Raw genomic sequence first — 21338 nt, forward strand, 5'->3', positions numbered from 1 at the left:
TCTGCCCCTTCCCGGCTTGCCGGCCCCCGCCAAGGCGGGCCGGCACTGCATCATCCGCCTCAGGCGGCGCGTGCAGCTGCAATGATGGCGTTGAACGTGGCGCTCGGGCGCATCACTGCCTCGCACTTCTCCACGTCGACCTTGTAGTAGCCGCCGATATCTGCGGCCTTGCCCTGAACTTCGGTGAACTCGGCAACGATCTTCTGCTCATTGTCGGCAAGCGCCTTGGCGAGCGGCGCGAACGTGCCCGCCAGTTCGGCGTCCTCGGTCTGGCTCGCCAGGCGCTCGGCCCAGAAGCGGGCGAGGTAGTACTGGCTGCCGCGGTTGTCGAGCTGACCCGTCTTGGGCGAGGGCGACTTGTTCTCGTCGAGCAGACGGCCGGTAGCCTCGTCCAGGGTCTTCGCGAGCAGCTTGGCGCGGGCGTTGCCGGTCTTGATCCCAAGATCCTCCAGCGACACCGCCAGGGCGAGGAACTCGCCGAGCGAATCCCAGCGCAGGTGGTTCTCCTGGGTGAGCTGTTGCACGTGCTTGGGCGCCGAGCCGCCGGCGCCGGTTTCGTACATGCCGCCACCGTTCATCAGCGGCACGATCGACAGCATCTTGGCCGAGGTGCCCAGTTCCATGATCGGGAACAGGTCGGTCAGGTAGTCGCGCAGGATGTTGCCGGTGACCGAGATGGTATCCAGGCCGCGGGCCACACGCTCGAGCGTGAAGCGCATCGCACGTACCTGCGACATGATCTGGATGTCGAGGCCAGTCGTGTCGTGATCCTTGAGGTAGGTCTTCACCTTCTTGATCAGCTCGTTCTCGTGCGGGCGGTAGGGGTCAAGCCAGAAGATCGCCGGCATGCCCGAGTTGCGCGCGCGGGTGACGGCGAGCTTGACCCAGTCGCGAATCGGCGCGTCCTTGACCTGGCACATACGCCAGATGTCGCCTTCCTCGACGTCCTGGCTCAGCAGCACTTCGCCGGTGGCCAGGTCGGTGATGTTGGCCACACCCGCCTCGGGGATCTCGAAGGTCTTGTCGTGCGAGCCGTATTCCTCGGCCTTCTGCGCCATCAGGCCGACGTTCGGCACCGTGCCCATCGTGCGCGGGTCGAAGTTGCCATGCCATTTGCAGAAGTTGATCATCTCCTGGTAGATGCGGGCGAAGGTGGACTCCGGCATGACCGCCTTGGCGTCGTACTGCTTGCCGTCGGCGCCCCACATCTTGCCGCCCTGGCGGATCATCGCCGGCATGGAGGCGTCGACGATGATGTCGTTGGGCGAATGGAAGTTGGTGATGCCCTTGGCCGAGTCGACCATGGCCAGTTCGGGCCGGTGCTCGTGGCAGGCGTGCAGGTCGCGGATGATCTCGTCGTGCTTGGACTCGGGCAGGGTCTTGATCTTCTCGTAGAGGTCGACCATGCCGTTGTTGACGTTGATGCCCAGCTCGTCGAACAGCTTGCCGTGCTTGGCGAAGGCGTCCTTGTAGTAGATCTTGACGCAGTGGCCGAAGACGATCGGGTGCGAAACCTTCATCATCGTCGCCTTCACGTGCAGCGAGAACAGGATGCCCGCCTCGCGGCAGTCGTCAAGTTCCTTCTCGTAGAACTCGCACAGCGCCTGCTTGCTCATGAACATCGAGTCGATGATCTCGCCGTCCTGCAGTGCGACCTTGGGCTTGAGCACGATGGTCTTGCCCGACCGGGTGATCAGTTCCATCTTCACGTCACGCGCCTTGTCCAGCGTCATCGACTTCTCGCCATGGTAGAAGTCGCCATGGTGCATGTGCGAGACGTGGGTCTGCGACCACTGCTTCCATTCACCCATGGAGTGCGGGTGCTTCTTGGCGAAGTTCTTGACCGCGGCGGGCGCGCGGCGATCGGAGTTACCCTCGCGCAGCACCGGGTTCACCGCCGAGCCGAGGCAACGCCCGTAGCGGGCGCGGGTGTCCTTTTCCTCGTCGGTCTTCGGATCCTCGGGGAAATCCGGAATCTTGTAGCCCTTTTCCTGGAGCTCCTTGATGCAGGCCTTGAGCTGTGCGACCGAGGCGCTGATGTTCGGCAGCTTGATGATGTTGGTGTCGGGCTCGAGGGTCAGGCGGCCCAGTTCACCGAGCGTGTCGGGCACCCGCTGCGCTTCGCTCAGGTATTCGGGGAACTCGGCGAGCACGCGGGCGGACACCGAAATGTCGGCCTTCTCGATCTCGACGCCTGCAGGGCCGGTGAAGGTGCGGATGACCGGAAGGAAGGCGCAGGTCGCGAGCAGCGGCGCCTCGTCCGTGAGCGTGTAGATGATCTTGGATTTCCCTGCAGACATTGGTTTCCCCTAGATGTTTTAGATCTTGTCCCGACTACCCGATGGCGACCCCCTGTCGCCGGTGCGGCGCCAGGTCCGCACGATCGCAGTCGCCCGGAAAAATACCACTTATCGCCCTTCCCTACATCGAAACCTTCGTTCACATTGCGAAATGTGCCCGGATTCAGCTCGCCCCGCCGGGGGTACGTGCGAGCGCGGCGGCGCTCGCATCGCGACGCTCGACGCCTTTCAGCATCACCAGCAGGAAGGTGCCCACCACCATGGCGCCCGCCGCGAAGTACAGGCCACCGGCGTAGCTGCCCGACACCGCGCCGAGCCAGCCAGTGACCGCCGGCCCCAGGATCTGCGCGATGCCATAGGAGATGGTCATCTTCCCCATCATCTTCGCGGGGCGCGTCGGGTAATACCGCCCGGCCATGGTCAGCACCAGGCTCACCATGCCGATGAAGGTGCCGCCGAACAGCAACGCGCCCGCGATGCTGCCGACCAGCCCGCCCACCACTACGGGTAGCAGGATGCCGACGATCTGCAGCACCGCAGCCAGGATCAGCGCGTTGAGCTCACCGGTGCGGCGTGCGATGAAGTCCCACACGATGCAGGCCGGCGCCGCCGCCAGGCCAATCGCGAGAAAACTCCAGCTACCCTTGCCCTCAAGTCCGGGAAGCTGGTTGACAATGGCGACGATGAAGGTCGCACTGACCACGTAGCCCACACCGGCGCAGAAGTACGAAGCCATGAACAAACGCATGAACAACGTACTGGGCGGCCGGTCGTGCATGGGCGCACCGCTGCGGGTCAGCCCACTGGTGTCGGGCGCAGGCAACCACGACAGTGCCGGCACCAGCAGCACGCAGGCGATGGCAGTGAAGGCGAACCATTGCGCACGCCAGTCCAGCCCCAGGCTCATCAGCGCCACCGCAAGCGAACAGCCCGCGATGCCGAGCCCGATGCCGGCGAAGTGGATGCCAAGCTCGCTGCGGTGGTTGTGGCGGATCAGCCAGTTGAGGATGAGGCCCGTGCCCAGCAGCATCGCCGCCGCGCTCGACAAGCCGGCCAGGTAGCGCGATACCGCCCACACCCAGAAATCGGTGCTCAGCCCCATCATCACGGTCGTCAGCACCGCCATCACCATGCCGACGCGGAACAGGCGGTCCTTCAGGATCAGATTGCTGATCGAGGCCGCAATCAAGGCGCCGCTGAGATAGCCCGCATAGTTGATCGCGGCCAGCCAGCCGCCCTCGGCCAGGCCCAGTCCGGCCTGGGCCTGCATCAGCGGCAGCAGCGGGGTGTATGCGAAGCGTGCCACGCCAAGCGCAAGCACAAGGCTGAAGATGCCCGCACCGAGCACCTTCAGACGCTGGATCTGTTCGTCCATTCTCGTTATGTCTCCTCCGGGAGGCGTCAAGTTAGACGCTGGGCGGGCGGCTTACAAGCGAATTCTTCGCCCTCACCTCCCGGCGCGGTACCCGGCGCGGAGTCACGGCAGGCTAGAATTCCAGCTTGCCGAAGCCCTGCGGGCGCGGCCCGATGCGCCCCCTCCCAAGCCCCGACCATGCACCTGTTCCGCCTCTTCGCCCTGCTGTTGCTCCCGTTTCTGGCCCAGCATGCGCTTGCCCAACAGCCGGCGGCACCGGCAGCAGGGGACCTGCGCGCACGCCTGGACGGGCTGGCCGAGCGCAAGCTGGCCGAAGCCGAACAGCGCGCCGCACAGCAGGCACTGGAGCAGGCGCTCGCTGCGCTCGTAAAGGCCGAGGAGCACCGCACCCGGCTGGAGACCCTGAAGAAGACTCTGGAAGGTGCCCCTCGGAACATCGAGCGCGCGCGGGCCGAGCTCGCCAGCCTGCAAGGCACCGCGCCGGGCGGCACCGACATCCCGGACGCCACCACCACGACCGAGCTCGAGGTGCAGCTGACCGCGGCGAACGAGGCGCTGGGCACCTGGCGACAGCGCCTGGATGAGGCCAATGCACTGCTGATCGGCGCACGCACCAGCCCCGAGCGCGCACAGACCGAGATCGGCACGGGACAGATCCGCATGCGCGAGATCGAAACCGCGCTCGCCACGCAACACGAACCCGGTCGCGAAGGCCGCCCGCTCAGCCCCGAGCGCGCATCGGCCATGGCCGCGGAATGGCACACCCTGAACGCCCAGATCACGCTGCGTCGCGAGGAGCTCACAGGCAACAGCCTGTTGCTCGACCTCGGCCAGGCACGCCAGGATCTGGCCGCCGCCCGCATCGCCCTTCTCGACACGCGCATCCAGGCGCTGCAGGCGGCGATCAACGCCCGTCGCACTGCGCAGGCCACCGAAACGGCCGACGCGGTGGCGCGCGAGGGCGAGGAGAACAAGACGACGGACAGCCTGATCGCGCGGGAAGCCGCCGCCAACCAGCAACTCTCCGGCTACCTGCTGCGCGCCACCAACCAACTCAACACCCTCACCCAGCGCAATCTCGCGGTCCGCCAGCAGCTCGACAACCTGAACCGCAGCGCTAGCCTCATCGACGAGCAGATCAACGTGCTGCAAGGCAGCCTGCTGCTGTCGCGCATCCTGCTCGAACAGAAGCGCGAGCTACCCAGGCCCAGCGTGGACAAGGCACTGGCCGACCAGATCGCCGACATCCGCCTCTACCAGTTCGAGCTCAACAAGCAGCGCGAACAGCATGCTCGCCCGGCCGCCTACGCCGAACGCCTGCTCGCCGAAGCGCCCGCCAGTCAGGCCGACGAATCGGTACGCATGACCCTGGTGTCGCTGCTCACGACCCGCGTGGAGCTGTTCGACCAGCTCAACCGCCAGCTCAACGCCGTGCTCAGCGAGTCCATCGCCCTCCAGCTCAACGAGCGCCAGCTGCAAGAAAGCGCCGACCGCCTGCGCTCGACCCTCGACGAGCAGATGTTCTGGATCCCGAGCAACCGTGCGCTCGGACTCGACTGGCTGCAGGCCGCACCCCAGCGTCTTTCAGCACAGCTGTCCGCCATCCCGTGGGCCTCGATCGGTCGCGAGATCTGGGCCGGCCTGCAGGCGCGACCGCTGCTTTTCCTGCCGGTGCTGCTGATCAGCCTCGGACTGCTCTCGCGCCGGCGCTGGCTGCGCGACAAGCTCGACGGCCTGCATGCGGACATCGGGTACGTCCGACGCGACAGTCAGCTGCACACCCCGCTCGCAGTCCTGTTCACGCTGCTGCTCGCCCTGCCCGGCAGCCTGCTGCTGTGGCTCGCCGGACTCGCCCTGCAGATGGACGCCCGCGGCCAGAACGCCAGCCTGGGGACCGCACTGATCGAGATGGCCCAGGCATGGCTGGTGTTCTATACCGCCTACCGCATCCTGATTCCGGACGGCGTAGCCGAACGCCACTTCCAGTGGCCTGCCGACGGCGTGCGCAGCCTGCATCACAACCTGCGCAAGCTCGGCATCGTGGTGCTTGCCGTAGTCGCGGTGGTGGCGATCGCCGAGCAGCAGCCCGACATGCTCGGCCAGGACGTGCTCGGCATCGTGATCCTGTTCATCGGCTACGCCTTCATGGCCTGGCTCCTCGGGCGGGGCATGCTGCACGCCAGCCTGGGCAGGCGCCCCTCGCCACTGCATGTGCTGATCGGCATCGCCCTGGTGCTGATGCCACTCGCGCTCATCGGCGCGCTGGCCATGGGCTACTACTACACCACGCTCAAGCTCACCGAGCGCCTGATCGACACCTTGTCGGTGCTGATCCTGTGGCGCGTGCTCGAGGCCATGCTGGTCCGCGCCCTCGCCGTGGCGGCTCGGCGCCTCGACTACCAGCGCGCGGTGGCCCGCCGCGAGGCAGCAGAGCGCGAAGGGCGGGGCGAGGCCGACGGTGCCACGGATCCACAGGTCGAAACACCCCGGCTGGAGTTGGCACAGATCAACCAGCAATCCCTGCGCCTGCTCCACCTCGCGCTGCTGGGGGCTCTGGCCGTGGCCTTGTACTGGGTCTGGTCCGACCTGCTCACGGTGTTTACCTATCTCGAGAACATCACCCTCTACGAGTACGCCAGCGGCAGCGGTGACACTGCCGCCACCGTCCCGATCAGCCTTGCCGATCTGCTCGGCGCACTCGTGATTGCAGCGATCGCCTTCATGCTCGCGACCAACCTCCCCGGCCTGCTGGAAGTGCTGGTGCTGTCCCGCCTCAAGCTGGCGCAGGGCAGCGCCTATGCAATCACCACCCTGCTCTCCTACATCATCATTGGCACAGGCATCGTGAGCACGCTCGGCACGCTCGGGGTGAGCTGGGACAAGCTGCAGTGGCTGGTGGCGGCGCTGTCGGTGGGCCTGGGCTTCGGCCTGCAGGAGATCTTCGCGAACTTCGTGTCCGGCCTGATCATCCTGTTCGAACGCCCCGTGCGCATTGGCGATGTCGTTACCATCGGCAACGTTTCGGGCACCGTCACCCGCATCCAGATCCGCGCCACCACGATCACCGACTTCGACCGCAAGGAGATGATCGTTCCCAACAAGGCCTTCATCACCGGCCAGCTCACCAACTGGTCGCTGACCGACACGGTTACACGCATCACGGTGAAGCTGGGCGTCGCCTACGGCTCGGACCTCGAACTCACCCGCAAGCTACTGCTGCAGATTGCAGACGAGAACGCGCGCGTGCTCAAGGAGCCGGAGCCGCTGGTCTTCTTCCTCAGCTTTGGCGCCAGCACGCTCGATCACGAACTGCGCGTACATGTCCGCGAACTTGGCGACCGTAATGCCGCAATCGACGAGATCAACCGCGAAATCGACCGCCTTTTCCGTGCGCACGACATCGAAATCGCATTCAATCAGGTCGATGTTCACATCCGCAGCATCGACGGCAAGGAAGCCCGGCTGCACACGCTCGCACAAGCGGCTGCGGGCGATCCCGTTTGAGCGACGAATGCGCCACCGCGCTTGCCGGACCCCACACCCCGTGCCACACGGCCACCGAAAAATGGCAGTTTCGCAGGTAAAGGCTAGAATTCCGCTTCCGGACGCTCACGCCCGATGCCGATAATCACGATCATGCCTGCCAGCGCCCGCACTTCCATCCGCGTCTCTGCCCGCAAACCGGGACTGCTCACCACACCGCGTCGGCTTGCCCTCACCCTGTGCATGCTGTGTGCCGGCGGCACGGCCCATGCGGCCGGGCATCTTGCGGAACTGTCCTTCGAGCAGTTGCTCGACGTCGAGATCAGCGGCGCGTCCCGCTTCGTGCAGCCCAGCCGGGAAGCGCCCTCGGCGGCCACGGTCATCACGCGCGAACAGATCCGCGACCATGGCTGGCGCACGCTGGCGGAGTTGCTGGACGCCGTACCCGGGCTGTTCATGGCAAGCGACCGGGTGTATTCGTTCGCGGGCATCCACGGCTTCCAGCAACCGGGGGATTACAACACCAAGTTCAAGCTGCTGCTCGACGGCATCCCGCTGAACGACCCTGCCTACGGACAGGCGCAGATCGGCGAGGACGGACCGGTCGACCTGGCCCTGCTCGAGCGCGTCGAGTTCATCCCCGGCCCGGGCTCGTCGGCCTACGGCAGTAACGCCTTCCTCGGCGTCATCAACCTCGTCACCACGAGTGCCCGTCCGATGCAGGGCACGACATTGGACACGGCCTTCGCCGACCAGCGCGGACGCAGCATCGCCCTGCGTCACGGTCATGCCAGTGACCGCCACGAGCTGCTGGTGTCTGTCAGCGCATGGCGCAGCGACGGCGACGACATCACGCTCTCCGACATCGGCAGCGCACGCTACGGCGCGGCCTCGGGCGTCGAGGCACCGCGTGGGCACCGCCTCACGCTACGCCACGCCTGGGACGAGTTCGCGCTGACCTTCACCCATGCGTCTCGCCGCAAGGGCTACGCAGGCGCACCCTACGACACCGTGTTCGGCGACCCCCGCACCCGCGCCACCGAGGCGTTGTGGACACTCGGCCTGAACCACCGCCACGAGTGGCTGCCCGGCCTGACGCTGGCGACACGGCTCGACCTGGGGGGCACCGAATACCGTGGCGACTGGGCCTACGACACCGAGCTTGGCCGCGACGAAACCACCACCCGCTGGTGGGGCGCGGAACTGCAGGCGACCGACATCCGCTTCGCCAGCCACACCTTGCTCTACGGCGCCGAGTATCGGGCCCATCCCGTCTTGCGCCAACGCAACCGCACCCTCGGTGCCCAGGACCAGATCCTGCTCGACGACCGGCGCAGCAACCACCAGGCCGGACTCTACGTCCAGGACGAGTGGCGCAGCGACAACTGGCTTCTCAACACCGGCCTGCGCCTGGACCACTACAGCAGCTTCGGCACCAGCCTCAATCCGCGGCTGGGCCTGATCCAGCTGCTGGGGCCCTCCACCGCGCTGAAGTACCTGTTCGGCACGGCCTATCGCGCCCCGTCGCCCTACGAGCAGCACTACCATGACGGCGAGCTGACGATGAAGGCCAACCCGGCGCTCAATCCGGAACGCATCCGCTCCTTCGAGATCGTCCTCGAACACAGCGACGCCCACGGCTGGGACTGGAATGGCAGTCTGTTCCACAAACGCATCACCGACCTGATCGTGCAGGAGGCCGATCCAGCAGATGGCCTGCTCGTCTACCGCAACCGCGGCAAGGCCGAGCTGCGCGGCGCGATGCTCTCGACCCAGACCCGCTGGGAGGACGGCACACGCTTCGCCGCCTCCTGGAGCTGGCAACAGGCGCGCGACCCCGATACCGGCAGCCGCCTGCTGCACGCGCCACGCCACGTCGCCAAGGCTGACCTCACCCTGCCGCTGTCCGCCCACTGGCACGCCACGCTGGAAGGCCGCTTCGTCTCCGCCCGCAAGACGGCTGCCAGCGAGGTCGGCAGCCAGTTCTGGGCGAATGCAGCCATCGTCTCTGTACGTCCGGTCCTCGCCGGGGCACAGTTGCGCATGCGCATCGACAACCTCTTCGATCGCAGCCTGCACGACCCCGTAAGCGAAGAATTCGGGCACGAAGCCCTGCCACGGCCCGGGCGCAAGCTCGAGCTCGGGCTGACATGGGCGTTCTGATGCACGCGCCCGCCGTACGGCGTCGACCCACCGCATCTGCACGCTGGCTGCTGGTGCTGGGCGCGAGCTTCGCACTCAGCCTCGCCAGCACGGCGGGCGCGGCGGCACCCACGGCCAAGGAATCGAGCCTGCAGGCCGCGCTCGTGTTCAACCTGATCCGCTTCACCGCCTGGCCGGCCTCCATCGCGAGCAGTGCGCCGCTCACGGTGTGCACCATCACCGAGAATCTTGAACTGGCCAACGCCTATCTGGACTACCACGGCCGCAAGGTCGGCGAGCACACCTTGCAGATCCAGCGTCGCGGCATCCTTGCGCAACTGGACGACTGCGCAGTGGTCCATTTCGACCAGGTCGACATTCCGCTCCTCACCGAGCGGCTGCACCGTCTCGCGGGGCGGCCGGTACTCACCATCTCCACGCCACCGCATACCGGGTCCATGATCGGACTGGCGCGCGACAACAACCGCGTGGCCTTTCAGGTCAATCTCGAACCCCTGCGCCAGGCCGGCCTCAAGCTCCCCGCCCAGGTGCTGCAACTGGCGCGCAGCGTGCAATGACCCACCGCGAACCCCGCGACCACGCAGCAGCCAGCCGCTTCCAGCTTCTGGCGGCAGCCCTGTCTTTGCTGATCCTGGTCCTGGTTCTGGCCGCCCTGGAGTACGCCAAGGAGCGGGACAGCCTGATCGACAGTCTTCAGGCACAGGCGAGATTGCTCGGCGAGGCGAGCATCCCGGCGCTGATCTTCGACGACGAGGAGGCCGCACACAGCAACCTGGTGTCGATCACTCGTGCAGCGAACATCGAGGAGGCCGCGCTCTACCGAATGGACGAGGACGGCACCCCGCGGCGGTTCGCCCACGGCACGGCCTCGGGGCAGGCACCCGCCTTCCTGGGCGCACGTGCGCCGAACGTGCCCTTCATCGTGCCCTCGACCCGCCTCGACCTGCGCTTCGAGAACGCCACCATCGGCACCATTCACCTGGTCGCCAACAACGCGGCGCTGATCAAGAAGGTCGGCCTCTACCTGATCACCGTCGGCAGCGTGGCCCTCGGCGCGCTGGGCATCGCTGCCTTCCTCACCGCACAGTTGCGGCGCCGGGCCACCACAGCCGAACGTCAGCTGGAGACGCGCACCAAGTTCGACGAACTGACCGGCCTGCCGAACCGCAGATCCTTCAACAGCCGTCTTCGCCGCGCCACCGAAGATGCCCACGCGAGCACCCAACCACTTGCCCTGCTGCTCTGCGACCTCGACAACTTCAAGCTCATCAACGAAGGCCTGGGCCACACCGCTGGCGACGAACTCCTCCGGCAGGTGAGCGAGCGCCTGGGCAAGGCCGTGCGCCAAAGCGACACCCTGTGCAGGCTGGGCGGCGACGAATTCATTGCCATCCTCCCCAGCACCGGCGCCGAAGCGGCCGCCAAGGCGGCACGGCACATCCTGCAGGCCATCTCGGACCGCTACGTCCTCGGCGAGCGGACCGTCTCCATCGGGACCAGCATCGGTATCGCGCTGTTCCCCGCGGACGGAGAGACACCCGGCCAACTGTTGCGCGCAGCCGACGCCGCACTGTACGCGGCCAAGAGTGCCGGGCGAAACAGCCTGCACTTCTTTTCACCCCTGCTCGATGCGCAGGTGCACGAACGGATTGACCTGGAAAACGGCCTGCGTCAGGCGATGGAACGGAACGAGCTCGAGGTGCACTACCAGCCCCAGTTCTGCCTTGGAACCGGACGCCTGACCGGCGCCGAGGCCCTGCTGCGCTGGCACAGCGCAGAATTCGGCAAAGTGCCTCCGGACCGCTTCATCCCGATCGCCGAGGCTGCCGGATTGATCGGCCACCTGGGCACCTGGGTGCTGGAAGAAGCCTGTCGCCAGACCGCCGCATGGTTGCCTCACGCGCCCGACTTCCTGATGGCGGTGAACCTATCGACGCGGCAGCTCGAGGACCCCGATCTGCCGCAGCAGATCCGTTCCGCGCTGGAACGCCACGGTCTCGACGCCTGCCACCTCGAACTGGAGATCACCGAAAGCGCGCTGATGCGCCAGGCCGAATCGAGCTTCGCGGCCCTGGCCGCAATCGACACGCTGGGGGTGAGGATGAGCCTGGACGACTTCGGCACCGGCTATTCCTCGCTGAGCTATCTGAAGAGCCTGCCCATCTCGGCGCTCAAGATCGACCGCAGCTTCGTGCAGAACCTCCCCGACGACCCCGACCTGGTGGGAATCACGCAGGCCATCCTGGCCATGGCGCACGCGCTGGACCTGAACACGGTCGCGGAAGGCGTGGAAACGGAAGTGCAGCGCGACTTCCTCGCGGCGCGCGGATGCAATTTCGCACAAGGCTGGCTGTTCGACCCCGCCCTGCCGGCCGCAGCGTTCACCGAACGCTACTTCGGCGCCTGACGCCCACTCAGCCGCGACGACCGGATGCCGGCCCAGCCTCGTCTTCCGGCACCTCACGAATCACTTCGCCCTCGATGACCAGCGTCGCAGCCTCGTGCGGCGCACCGGAGCCCTGCGCCTGGCGCGTCGCCTCCATGTGCTCGCGCATCGCCTTGCGCACGGCACGCGTCTTCCACCACAGGTAGCCCCACACCACCACACCGACGGTGATCACCACCGCGAACAGGGCCACCGAAAAGGTCAGCGCGAGCGCAAACACGCCCAGCGCCGCCACACCGCCGACGATCTTCTGCCACAGCGAGGGGGCCTGCGCACCGCCGCGGTCCAGGTTCAGGTAGAGGCCGGAAAAACGGGGATCCTTGTGCATAACAAATCCTGATTGAGCAGCGCGGGCCATCCGCACCGCATCGCTGTGGTCAGAGCCACACGCGACGGAAAAGATCCCGCACATCGGCAGGTGCGGGCAGATCGGCAACATTGTCGCCCAGGTACATGCCGATCGCGGTCACCAAATGCAAGACCCCCTTCCTGCAAGACCCCTTCCGAACCGGATGCAACGTGCAGGATCGCCAAGCAGTCCGGCCGGGGATCCGTGGTCCTCACGACGGTAAGCGCGAGCTGAGCCCCACCTTCTGCGTTAAGGGCATCGGGCACCTGTTGCCTGCGCCTTCCTCAGGGGTGTCGCCAGAAGGCGAAGGACTGGAAGCGGCTGTTGAGCCACCAAGCGGTCGTGGCGGTGCCGCGCGACACGTTGCGCGTGCCGGCCTGTGATTCGAGCGGGCGCAGCACTTCGTGCTGCGGGCTGCGCACCGCGCACTGCGCACTGCGCGCGCGCAGACGCTGCAGCGCGGCCATCCGGCCGACCGCCCCACGCCGGCCTGCGTCATCACGCCGCAGACACGCGTATCAGGGGCGCAGGACGAACAGCAGCGCCGACAGCGTTGCCACCGAGACTACCGTGGACAGGAACACCGCCGAGGCCACGGTGGACTGCCCGGCCCCGTAGCGCTGCGCGAACAGGTAGGGCGTGATGCCCGCCGGCAGCGCCGCCAGCAGCACGCCGGTCGCCACCCAAAGTGGCGGCACGTCGAACACCTGGGTGGCGAGCAGCCACACGATGAGCGGATGGATCACGGTCTTCAGCGCCACCAGCAGCGCCGGCTCGCGCAGGTTGCCGCCCAGGCTGTAGCGCGTCAGCGAAGCGCCGAGCGCGAACAGCGCGCAGGGCGTCGCCGCGCTGCCCAGGCCCTTGGCCACCGCATCCACCGGCCCGGGAAGCTCCATGCCGAGCAGCGCGAACGCCAGCCCGCAGCTCAAGCCCCAGATGATGGGCGTGCCGAGCACGCTCTTGGCCAGCTTCAGCAACATCGCGCCGCGCCCTTCGCCCTTGCCCTGCGCGGCCTCGATCAGGGCGGTGGTCGGCGGCAGCATCAGCAGGCTGTGGCAGGCGATCATCACGAACAGGGGCAGCGCCGCGGACGGGCCGTAGGCGGTCATCACGAGCGGGATGCCGAGCATGCCCGTGTTGGAGAACCCCGCTCCCAGCCCGAACACCGCCTGCTCGTCCATGCGGCGCCCGAACAGCACCCGCCCACCCAGCATGGCCAGCGCATACACGCCGAAGGCGCCGATGTAGTACGACAGCAGGTAGCCCCAGGGCATGGCATCGGGCAGCTCGGTCTGTGCGATCGCGCGAAACAGCATCAGCGGCAGCGCGAAGTTGAACACGAACAGCGACAGCCCGCGGTTGGCCGCCTCGTCGAACGCACCGAAGCGCGCCGCCAGGTAGCCCAGGGCGAGCGTGCCGAAGACCGGCAGGATGATGCCGAAGATGATGTCCATGATGTTCCAGGAAACACACGAGCCCGACGCAGGTGCCGGGCCCCATGACGCGGAGGGCACGAGCACTCGCCAATGCCCGCTCGCGTCCCGCCCGCTTTCGCATCACCCGCTGTTGCGCAGGCCCGCGGCGATGCCGTTGATCGACAGGTGGATCCCGAGCCGGATGCGCTCGTCGGCGCCGCCTGCCTCGGCCGCCTCGCGGTGGCGGCCCAGCAGCTCGACCTGCACGTGGTTGAGCGGGTCCAGATACGGGAAGCGGTTGCGGATCGAGCGCTTGAGCAGCGGGTTGCCGTCGAGCAGCTCGGCCTGACCCGTGATCCGCAGCACGGCCTCGACCGTGGCCTGGTGTTCGCCACGGATGCGACCGAAGATCGCCTCGCGCAGCACCACGTCCTTCACCAGCTCGGCGTAGCGGCTGGCGATCGCGAGGTCGGTCTTGGCCAGCACCATGTCCATGTTCGACAGCAGGGTCTGGAAGAAGGGCCATTCGGCGTTCATGCGCTGCAGCAGCGCGAGGCCGTCGTCCGGATGTGCGGCGAGGAAGTCCTTCACCGCGCTGCCGAAGCCGTACCAGCCCGGCAGCATCACACGGCACTGCGACCAGCTGAACACCCATGGGATTGCGCGCAGATCCTCGATCGCGGTGGTCTTCTTGCGCGAGGCGGGCCGGCTGCCGATGTTGAGCGCGGCGATCTCGCTGATCACTGTCGACGCCCAGAAGTAGCGTTCGAAGCCCTCGGTGTCGTAGACCAGTCCGCGGTAGGCCGTGAAGGCGGCATCCGACAGGGTCTGCATGGCATCGAGAAAAGCCTGCGGCGTGGGCGCGGCGCTGGCCGGGCGGAGGCTGGTCTCAAGCGTGGCGGCGACCAGCACCTCGAGGTTGCGCCGGCCGACTTCCGGGTTTCCATACTTGGCGCCAATCACCTCACCCTGCTCGGTGAGGCGGATCTGCCCCTGCACCGCCCCCTCGGGCTGGGCGAGGATGGCCTGGTAGCTCGGGCCGCCGCCGCGGCCCACCGAACCGCCGCGGCCGTGGAACAGGCGCAGGCGCACACCGTGCGCGGCGAAGGCCTCGACCAGCTCGCCCTCGGCCTTGTATAGCGACCAGCCCGAGGTGAGGAAGCCACCGTCCTTGTTGCTGTCCGAGTAGCCGAGCATGACCTCCTGCGTGTGGTCGCGCGCAGCGAGCAGGCCGCGATAGCGCGGGATCGAGAAGATGCGCGCCATCACGCCGGCAGCGTTCTCGAGGTCGCCGATGGTCTCGAACAGCGGCACGATGTTCACGTCGAGCGCGTTCTCCAGCGGACGCAGGATGCCGGCCTCCTTCAGCAGCACCGCCAGCTCGAGCAGGTCGGAGACGTCGTCGGTCTTGGAAATGATGCAGTTGCGGATCGCGGCCGTACCGTAGCGCAGGTGCGCCTGGCGGGCGGCGCGGAAGATCGCCAGCTCGCCCTCGGTCTCGTCCGAGTAACGCACGTGCGGCGAGGCGAGCGGGCGCGCGGTATCGAGCTCCTCGAGCAGCAGCGCGCAGCGCCCCGCCTCGTCGAGCGCGGCATAGGCGCTGCCCGGCCGCGCGACTTCGAGCAGCTCGGCGACCACGCGCTCGTGCACGTCCGAGTTCTGACGCAAGTCGAGCGGCGCGAGGTGGAAGCCGAAGACCTTCACCGCGCGGCGCAGGTGGCGCAGCCGCCCGCGTGCCAGCGCCGCCGAACCATTGGCCACCAGCGAGCGGTGCAGGGTGTCGAGGTCCTCGGTCAGCGCCGCCGCGCTGGCGTAGGGCGCAGCATCGGCCACCGCATGGCGCACAGGCGCGTGGCCGAGCAGTGCCAGATGGGTGGCGGCCAGGCGTGCGTAGATGCCGGAGATGGCGCGCCGGTAGGGCTCGTCACTGCGATGCGGCGAGCGGTCGGGCGAGGCCTCGGCGAGCGCGAGCAACGCATCCGAGGCCGACACCAGACCAATCCCGAGCGAGAGCTGCGAGCCGAGGATATGCAGCTCGTCCAGGTAATAGCCGAGCGCCACCTCGCAGTGCATGGCAAGCGCCTTCTCCAGCACCTCGGCAGTGACGAAGGGGTTTCCGTCGCGATCGCCCCCGATCCAGCTCCCCACCTGCAGGAAGGCGTCGAGCTCGGGGCTGCCGAGCATCGGATCGGCCTTGGCCAGGCGATCCTCCAGCCCGGCGTACAAGCGTGGCAGCTCGCGCAGGAAGGTGGTCTGGAAGTAGGACAGACCGTTGTTGACCTCGTCGATGACCGACAGCTTGGCGGTGCGCAGCATGCGCGTCTGCCACAGCGTGAGCACCGCGCGCTTGAGCGCCTCGTGGTTGGCCTCGGCCTCCTCCGGGGTAAGTTGCATGCGGTCACGCTCATCGAGCAGACGCGCGACCACGGTTTCGCAGTTGAGGATGCTCTTGCGCTGTACCTCGGTGGGATGGGCGGTGAGCACCGGCGAAACCAGCGCACTATCGAAGAAATCCACCAGCACCCCGGCGTTGGCCGTACCGGCCTCGAAGGCATGCTGCACGGCACGCGCCAGGCTGCCTTCGCGCGGTGCCGAGCCGGCGATCAGATGCGCACGGCTACGCCGGATGTGGTGCTGGTCCTCAGCGATGTTGGCCAGATGCGAAAAATAGCTGAAGGCGCGCACCACCTGGATGGTCTGCTCGCGCGACAGGGCGTCGAGCATACCCTCCAGCTCGCGGCGGGCGGCAATATCGTCGTCGCGTCGAAAACGCACCGAACACTGACGGATCTGCTCGATGCAGTCGAACACCGCCTCGCCTTCCTGTTCGCGCACACTATCCCCGAGCAGGCGCCCCAGCAGGCGGATGTCCTCGCGCAGCGGGTGGTCCTTGGCGAGCAGGGTGTCTTGGTTCATCGTGTTCTCCATGTCGGGGACAGGTTTCATCGCGGCACCCCGATCGAGGCGCCTATGCGCAGGCTGGCCGCCAGGTTGCGGGCCGCCACGCGCAGGTTTTCCGCTGCATCGTACAGGGCTTCGTCCAAGGTGCAGGGCCGCGCGAGCACGCTGAACACGGCGTCGATCCCATGCGCGTACACCGCGTCCACCCCACTGCCGAGCGAGCCCGCGATGCCGATCACCGGCCGGCCATGACGCTTGGCCACACGTGCCACACCGATCGGCGTCTTGCCGTGCACGGTCTGGAAGTCGATACGCCCCTCTCCGGTGATCACCAGGTCGGCATCACGGACATGGGCGTCGAGCCCGACCGCGGCGGTCACGATCTCGATGCCCGGCCGAAGCGTAGCACCAAAAAAGGCCAGCATCGCCGCCCCCATGCCACCCGCCGCGCCCGCACCCGGCACCGGGTCCACCGTGACGCAGAGATCGCGCTCGACGATGCGGGCGAAGCGGGCGAGGTTCTCATCCAATACCGCCACCATCCCTGGCGTGGCGCCTTTCTGCGGGCCGAACACCGCCGAGGCGCCGCGCACGCCGGTGAGCGGGTTGTCCACGTCACAGGCGACCTCGATGTGCGACGCGGCCAGGCGCGGATCAAGGGCCGAAACGTCGATGCGGTCCAGTGCGGCGAGTGCACCACCGCCCGGGCCGATCTCGCGCCCCTGCGCATCGAGCAAGCGCGCGCCCAGCGCCTGCACCATGCCGGCACCGCCGTCGTTGGTGGCGCTACCGCCGATGCCGAGGATGAAGCGCCGCGCGCCGGCGTCGAGCGCAGCGCGGATCAGCTCGCCGGTGCCACGCGAGCTGGTGACGAGCGGATTGCGATCCGCCGGCGGCACCAGGGTGAGGCCGCTCGCAGCCGCCATCTCGATCACCGCGGTCATGCCATCGCCGGTAAGCCCGTAGCGCGCCTGGACCGTATCGCCCAGCGGTGCCGTCACCGCCGCGCTGCACAGCTGACCTTCAGTCGCAGCCACCATTGCTTCCACCGTCCCCTCACCGCCATCGGCTACTGGTACGAGCACGTATTCGGCTTCAGGGAAAACCTCTCGAAAGCCGGCCTCCACCGCCTGCGCGACCTGCAGGGCGGACAGGCTTTCCTTGTACGAATCGGGGGCAATGACGATCTTCATGCCAGGAGTCTCCAGTGCGGGGCAATCCTCATGCCGTGCGCGAACCAGGCCGCCAGCTTACGACGGAGCAGCCACATGCTGCCGCGCAGCGTGCGGCGGAACAAGGGCAGGCGCAGAATCGTCACATCAGCGCAAGGCCACCAGACCACTCATCCGATTGAGGACGCTCGCCATGCACCGCATCGAAACCGACAGTCTCGGCCCAGTGGAGGTCGATGGCCGTGCCTACTGGGGAGCGCAGACGCAGCGCTCGCTGCTCAACTTTCCGATCGGCGGCGAACGCATGCCGATCGCGATCATCCACGCCCTGGCGCTGATCAAGAAGGCGGCCGCACGCGTGCATGCGCGTAGCGGCGCACTGCCGCCCGAGATCGCAACGCTGATCGAAAGCGCTGCGGACGAGATCCTTGCCGGCCACCACGACGAGCAGTTTCCGCTCGTGGTGTGGCAGACCGGCAGTGGTACGCAGACCAACATGAATGTTAACGAGGTCATCGCCGGCCGTGCCAACGAGCTCGCCGGCCGCGGTCGCGGCGGCAAGGCGCCAGTGCACCCCAACGACCACGTCAATCGCAGCCAGAGCTCCAACGACTGCTTTCCGACCGCGATGCACATCGCCACAGCGCGCGCGGTGCATGAGGACCTGCTGCCCGCAGTCGCCGAGCTCGCACAAGGGCTCACTGCCCAGGCCGAGCGTCACGCCGGCCTCATCAAGACCGGGCGCACGCACATGATGGATGCCACGCCGCTCACCTTCGGGCAGGAACTGTCGGCCTTCGTCGCGCAGCTCGACATCGCGACGCATGCGATCGAGGCCAGTCTGCCAGCCGTGCATGCGCTCGCCCAGGGCGGTACCGCGGTTGGCACCGGACTCAATGCCCCACCGGGCTTTGCCAATGCCATCGCCGCGGAGCTCGCCGCGCTCACCGGCCTGCCCCTGGTCAGCGCACCCAACAAGTTCGCCGCGCTTGCGGGGCACGAACCCCTGGTGGCGCTGTCTGGCGCCCTGAAGACGCTCGCGGTCACGCTGATGAAGCTCGCCAACGACCTGCGCCTGCTTGGCTCCGGGCCGCGTACCGGCCTCGCTGAAGTGCAACTGCCTGCCAACGAACCCGGTAGCTCGATCATGCCCGGGAAGGTCAACCCGACCCAATGCGAGGCGTTGTCCATGCTCGCCTGCCAGGTACTCGGCAACGACGCCACCATTGGCTTCGCGGCCAGCCAGGGACATCTGCAACTGAACGTGTTCAAGCCGGTGATCGCCTACAACCTGATGCAATCCATCCACCTGCTCACCGACGGCTGCCGCAACTTCCAGCGCCACTGCGTGGCCGGCTTGATGCCAGATGAGAAGAACATGGCAGCGAAGCTAGAGCGCAGCCTGATGCTCGCCACCGCGCTCAACCCGCACATCGGCTACGACAAGGCCGCAGAGATCGCAAAGAAGGCCTATGCCGAAGGCAGCACCCTGCGTGCGGCGGCAATCGCGCTTGGCCACGTCACGGCCGAGCAGTTCGACGCCTGGGTGCGACCCGAGGACATGCTGGGCGGCTGATATCTGCACCGGGATGGGTCTGGACGCGTGCAAGGCGGAGAAACAATTCGACACCTCGCCACGGGATCTTCATCCCCGAGTCGCGCTCATACTCCACGCATCCGGCAGGCGTGGCGTGCAATGCGAAGTGATCATCGAATCCCCTCCGTTCCACAACTGCAGCCGCCCCACAGCCCGACAAGGAGGCCACCATGAAGACCCGTACCCGTACCCTCATCCCCGCCCTGCTCATCACGTTCGCGCTCACTGGCTGTGCAACCTGGGACAACATGTCCTCGCGCGAGAAGAGCGCCACCACAGGTGCTGCGGTAGGCGGTGTGGCCGGCGCCGTGATCAGCAACGGTGGCATCCTCGGCACCGTGGGCGGTGCTGCCATCGGTGGCGTCATCGGCGACCAGATCGGCAAGCAGAAGTAAGCCGGAGCGCGGTAGCCATCCCGGGGATGCCGCCGGCAACGCACGGCATCCTCCTGATTCCTTGATAGAATCCCGCTCGTCCCGCCACGCCCGACCTCGGGCGGGCGGTTTTGTTTTTGCCGACGAGCCCCGATGACCACCACGCCCTTCCCGCCCGAGCTGCTGCGCGACGTCGAAAAGCGCCGCACCTTCGCCATCATCTCCCACCCCGACGCGGGCAAGACCACGCTCACCGAGAAGCTGCTGCTGTTCGGCGGCGCGATCCAGCTCGCCGGCACGGTGAAGGCGCGCAAGTCCGCCCGCCACGCCACCTCGGACTGGATGGAAGTAGAGAAGCAGCGCGGCATCTCGGTGACCAGCTCGGTGATGCAGTTCGAATACCAGGGGCACACCATCAACCTGCTCGACACCCCGGGCCACGAGGATTTCTCGGAAGACACCTACCGCGTGCTCACCGCGGTGGACGCCGCGGTGATGGTGATCGATGCCGCCAAGGGCGTCGAGGCGCAGACGATCAAGCTGCTCAACGTGTGCCGCCTGCGCAACACGCCGATCATCACCTTCGTGAACAAGCTCGACCGCGAGGTGCGCGAGCCCTTCGAGCTGCTCACCGAGATCGAGGACGTGCTGAAGATCACCTGCGCGCCGGTGACCTGGCCGCTGGGCATGGGCAAGGCCTTCCGCGGCGTGTATCACCTGCTGCAGCAGCAGGTGCTGACCTTCACCCCAGGCCAGGAACGGCGCAGTGACGGCGAAATCATCAAGGGCCTGGACAACCCGGAGCTCGACAAGCGCTTCCCGCTGGAGATCGGTCAGCTGCGCGAAGATGTCGAGCTGATCGACGGCGCCTCGCCGCCCTTCGACCTCGACGACTTCCTCGCCGGCAAGCAGAGCCCGGTGTTCTTCGGCTCGGGTATCAACAACTTCGGCGTGCAGGAGATCCTGCAGTCGCTGATCGACTGGGCGCCGCCGCCGCAGGCGCGCGATGCTGGCAGCCGCATGGTGCAGCCGGCCGAGCCGGCCTTCACCGGCTTCGTGTTCAAGATCCAGGCCAACATGGACCCGAAGCACCGCGACCGCATCGCCTTCTTCCGCATCTGCTCGGGCCGCTACAGCGCGGGCATGAAGGTGAAGCACGTGCGCGCCGGCCGCGAAATGAAGCTCGCCAATGTGCTTACCTTCATGGCCAACGAGCGTGTGATCATGGAAGACGGTGTCGCGGGCGACATCGTCGGCATCCACAACCACGGCCAGCTGCAGATCGGCGACACCCTGACCGAAGGCGAGAACCTCGGTTTCAAGGGCATCCCCTACTTCTCGCCTGAAATGTTCCGCGCCGCACGCCTGCGCGATCCGCTCAAGTCAAAGCAGTTGCAGAAAGGGCTGCAGGAGCTGGGCGAAGAAGGCGCGATCCAGGTCTTCGAGCTCGAGGGCGGCCAGATGCTGCTCGGCGCGGTCGGCGTGCTGCAGTTCGAGATCGTGGCGCAACGCCTGAAGGACGAGTACAAGGTCGATGCGATCTTCGAGCCCGCCGACATCCACACCGCGCGCTGGCTTACCTTCCCGGACGACGTCACGCGGCGCAACTTCGAGCGCGAGCAGGCGCTGCGCCTGGGCAAGGACATCGACGGCAACCCGGTGTATCTGGCCACCAGCCGCTACAACCTGGAAGTGACGGCCGAGAAATGGCCCAAGGTCACCTTCCACGCCACGCGCGAGCACGGCGAAGTGCTGGGCTGAAA

At 67.0% G+C, this 21338-nt stretch carries 14 protein-coding genes; 7 read left to right on the forward strand and 7 right to left on the reverse strand.

Annotated features, from left to right (window positions below; all coding sequences use genetic code 11):
• Window positions 1-59: 59 nt before the first annotated feature.
• Together ACPT9U_RS12815 and ACPT9U_RS12820 are read right to left on the reverse strand one after the other, a co-directional pair.
• On the reverse strand, window positions 60-2300 hold the full coding sequence (locus ACPT9U_RS12815; RefSeq protein ID WP_418365307.1) for an NADP-dependent isocitrate dehydrogenase: 2241 nt from the start codon (window positions 2298-2300) through the stop codon (window positions 60-62).
• Between the two features lie 163 nt (window positions 2301-2463).
• On the reverse strand, window positions 2464-3675 hold the full coding sequence (locus ACPT9U_RS12820) for a YbfB/YjiJ family MFS transporter (RefSeq protein WP_435751214.1): 1212 nt from the start codon (window positions 3673-3675) through the stop codon (window positions 2464-2466).
• A gap of 177 nt (window positions 3676-3852) precedes the next feature.
• On the opposite strand from ACPT9U_RS12820, the gene mscK reads away from it, so the two are divergent.
• The 4 genes from mscK (at window position 3853) to ACPT9U_RS12840 (ending at window position 11728) form a co-directional block, all read left to right on the forward strand.
• A complete protein-coding gene (gene mscK, locus ACPT9U_RS12825; RefSeq protein WP_435751215.1) occupies window positions 3853-7179 on the forward strand; it encodes a mechanosensitive channel MscK in 3327 nt (1108 codons plus the stop codon).
• Window positions 7180-7311: 132 nt separating this feature from the next.
• Window positions 7312-9321 carry a TonB-dependent receptor plug domain-containing protein gene (locus ACPT9U_RS12830; RefSeq protein WP_418365304.1) on the forward strand — a complete coding sequence of 670 codons (2010 nt, stop codon included), beginning with the start codon at window positions 7312-7314 and terminating at the stop codon, window positions 9319-9321.
• A complete protein-coding gene (locus ACPT9U_RS12835) occupies window positions 9309-9878 on the forward strand; it encodes a YfiR family protein (RefSeq protein ID WP_435751216.1) in 570 nt (189 codons plus the stop codon). The genes ACPT9U_RS12830 and ACPT9U_RS12835 overlap by 13 nt, the downstream gene beginning before the upstream one ends.
• Window positions 9875-11728 (forward strand): putative bifunctional diguanylate cyclase/phosphodiesterase, encoded by a 1854-nt coding sequence (locus ACPT9U_RS12840; RefSeq protein ID WP_435751217.1) that lies wholly within the window; start codon window positions 9875-9877, stop codon window positions 11726-11728. The genes ACPT9U_RS12835 and ACPT9U_RS12840 overlap by 4 nt, the downstream gene beginning before the upstream one ends.
• 7 nt (window positions 11729-11735) lie before the next feature.
• Here the strand turns inward: ACPT9U_RS12840 and ACPT9U_RS12845 are convergent, their stop codons facing one another.
• The 5 genes from ACPT9U_RS12845 to ACPT9U_RS12865 form a co-directional block, all read right to left on the reverse strand.
• Window positions 11736-12095, reverse strand: coding sequence for a hypothetical protein (locus tag ACPT9U_RS12845; protein ID WP_418365301.1), 360 nt, complete (start codon window positions 12093-12095; stop codon window positions 11736-11738).
• Between the two features lie 305 nt (window positions 12096-12400).
• Window positions 12401-12583 (reverse strand): hypothetical protein, encoded by a 183-nt coding sequence (locus ACPT9U_RS12850; protein ID WP_435751219.1) that lies wholly within the window; start codon window positions 12581-12583, stop codon window positions 12401-12403.
• Between the two features lie 51 nt (window positions 12584-12634).
• Window positions 12635-13570: an AEC family transporter gene (locus ACPT9U_RS12855; RefSeq protein WP_435751220.1), complete on the reverse strand. Its 936-nt coding sequence runs from the start codon at window positions 13568-13570 to the stop codon at window positions 12635-12637.
• A gap of 102 nt (window positions 13571-13672) precedes the next feature.
• Window positions 13673-16447: a phosphoenolpyruvate carboxylase gene (gene ppc / locus ACPT9U_RS12860; protein WP_435751221.1), complete on the reverse strand. Its 2775-nt coding sequence runs from the start codon at window positions 16445-16447 to the stop codon at window positions 13673-13675.
• A gap of 26 nt (window positions 16448-16473) precedes the next feature.
• Window positions 16474-17625 carry a glycerate kinase gene (locus ACPT9U_RS12865; RefSeq protein ID WP_418365290.1) on the reverse strand — a complete coding sequence of 384 codons (1152 nt, stop codon included), beginning with the start codon at window positions 17623-17625 and terminating at the stop codon, window positions 16474-16476.
• Window positions 17626-17797: 172 nt separating this feature from the next.
• Between ACPT9U_RS12865 and ACPT9U_RS12870 the strand changes: the two genes are divergently transcribed.
• The 3 genes from ACPT9U_RS12870 to ACPT9U_RS12880 all read left to right on the forward strand — a co-directional run bounded on the left by ACPT9U_RS12870 (window position 17798) and on the right by ACPT9U_RS12880 (window position 21336).
• Complete coding sequence (locus ACPT9U_RS12870) at window positions 17798-19180, forward strand: class II fumarate hydratase (protein ID WP_435751222.1); 1383 nt, start codon at window positions 17798-17800, stop codon at window positions 19178-19180.
• Window positions 19181-19371: 191 nt separating this feature from the next.
• The gene (locus ACPT9U_RS12875; RefSeq protein WP_418365288.1) at window positions 19372-19596 is read left to right on the forward strand and encodes a glycine zipper 2TM domain-containing protein; all 225 of its coding nucleotides are present in this window, start codon (window positions 19372-19374) and stop codon (window positions 19594-19596) included.
• A 132-nt stretch (window positions 19597-19728) separates the two neighbouring features.
• On the forward strand, window positions 19729-21336 hold the full coding sequence (locus ACPT9U_RS12880) for a peptide chain release factor 3 (protein ID WP_435751223.1): 1608 nt from the start codon (window positions 19729-19731) through the stop codon (window positions 21334-21336).
• Window positions 21337-21338: the final 2 nt, after the last annotated feature.

Source organism: Thauera sp. AutoDN2, from assembly GCF_051280715.1.
Lineage (GTDB): Bacteria > Pseudomonadota > Gammaproteobacteria > Burkholderiales > Rhodocyclaceae > Thauera.

Coding starts and splice junctions, on each gene's coding strand:
- ACPT9U_RS12845 (WP_418365301.1), bottom strand. CDS start 12,095: ATGCACAAGGATCCCCGTTTTTCCGGCCTCTACCTGAACCTGGACCGC.
- ACPT9U_RS12850 (WP_435751219.1), bottom strand. CDS start 12,583: ATGGCCGCGCTGCAGCGTCTGCGCGCGCGCAGTGCGCAGTGCGCGGTG.
- ppc (WP_435751221.1), bottom strand. CDS start 16,447: ATGAACCAAGACACCCTGCTCGCCAAGGACCACCCGCTGCGCGAGGAC.
- ACPT9U_RS12865 (WP_418365290.1), bottom strand. CDS start 17,625: ATGAAGATCGTCATTGCCCCCGATTCGTACAAGGAAAGCCTGTCCGCC.
- mscK (WP_435751215.1), top strand. CDS start 3,853: ATGCACCTGTTCCGCCTCTTCGCCCTGCTGTTGCTCCCGTTTCTGGCC.
- ACPT9U_RS12815 (WP_418365307.1), bottom strand. CDS start 2,300: ATGTCTGCAGGGAAATCCAAGATCATCTACACGCTCACGGACGAGGCG.
- ACPT9U_RS12875 (WP_418365288.1), top strand. CDS start 19,372: ATGAAGACCCGTACCCGTACCCTCATCCCCGCCCTGCTCATCACGTTC.
- ACPT9U_RS12855 (WP_435751220.1), bottom strand. CDS start 13,570: ATGGACATCATCTTCGGCATCATCCTGCCGGTCTTCGGCACGCTCGCC.
- ACPT9U_RS12870 (WP_435751222.1), top strand. CDS start 17,798: ATGCACCGCATCGAAACCGACAGTCTCGGCCCAGTGGAGGTCGATGGC.
- ACPT9U_RS12840 (WP_435751217.1), top strand. CDS start 9,875: ATGACCCACCGCGAACCCCGCGACCACGCAGCAGCCAGCCGCTTCCAG.
- ACPT9U_RS12830 (WP_418365304.1), top strand. CDS start 7,312: ATGCCTGCCAGCGCCCGCACTTCCATCCGCGTCTCTGCCCGCAAACCG.
- ACPT9U_RS12880 (WP_435751223.1), top strand. CDS start 19,729: ATGACCACCACGCCCTTCCCGCCCGAGCTGCTGCGCGACGTCGAAAAG.
- ACPT9U_RS12835 (WP_435751216.1), top strand. CDS start 9,309: ATGGGCGTTCTGATGCACGCGCCCGCCGTACGGCGTCGACCCACCGCA.
- ACPT9U_RS12820 (WP_435751214.1), bottom strand. CDS start 3,675: ATGGACGAACAGATCCAGCGTCTGAAGGTGCTCGGTGCGGGCATCTTC.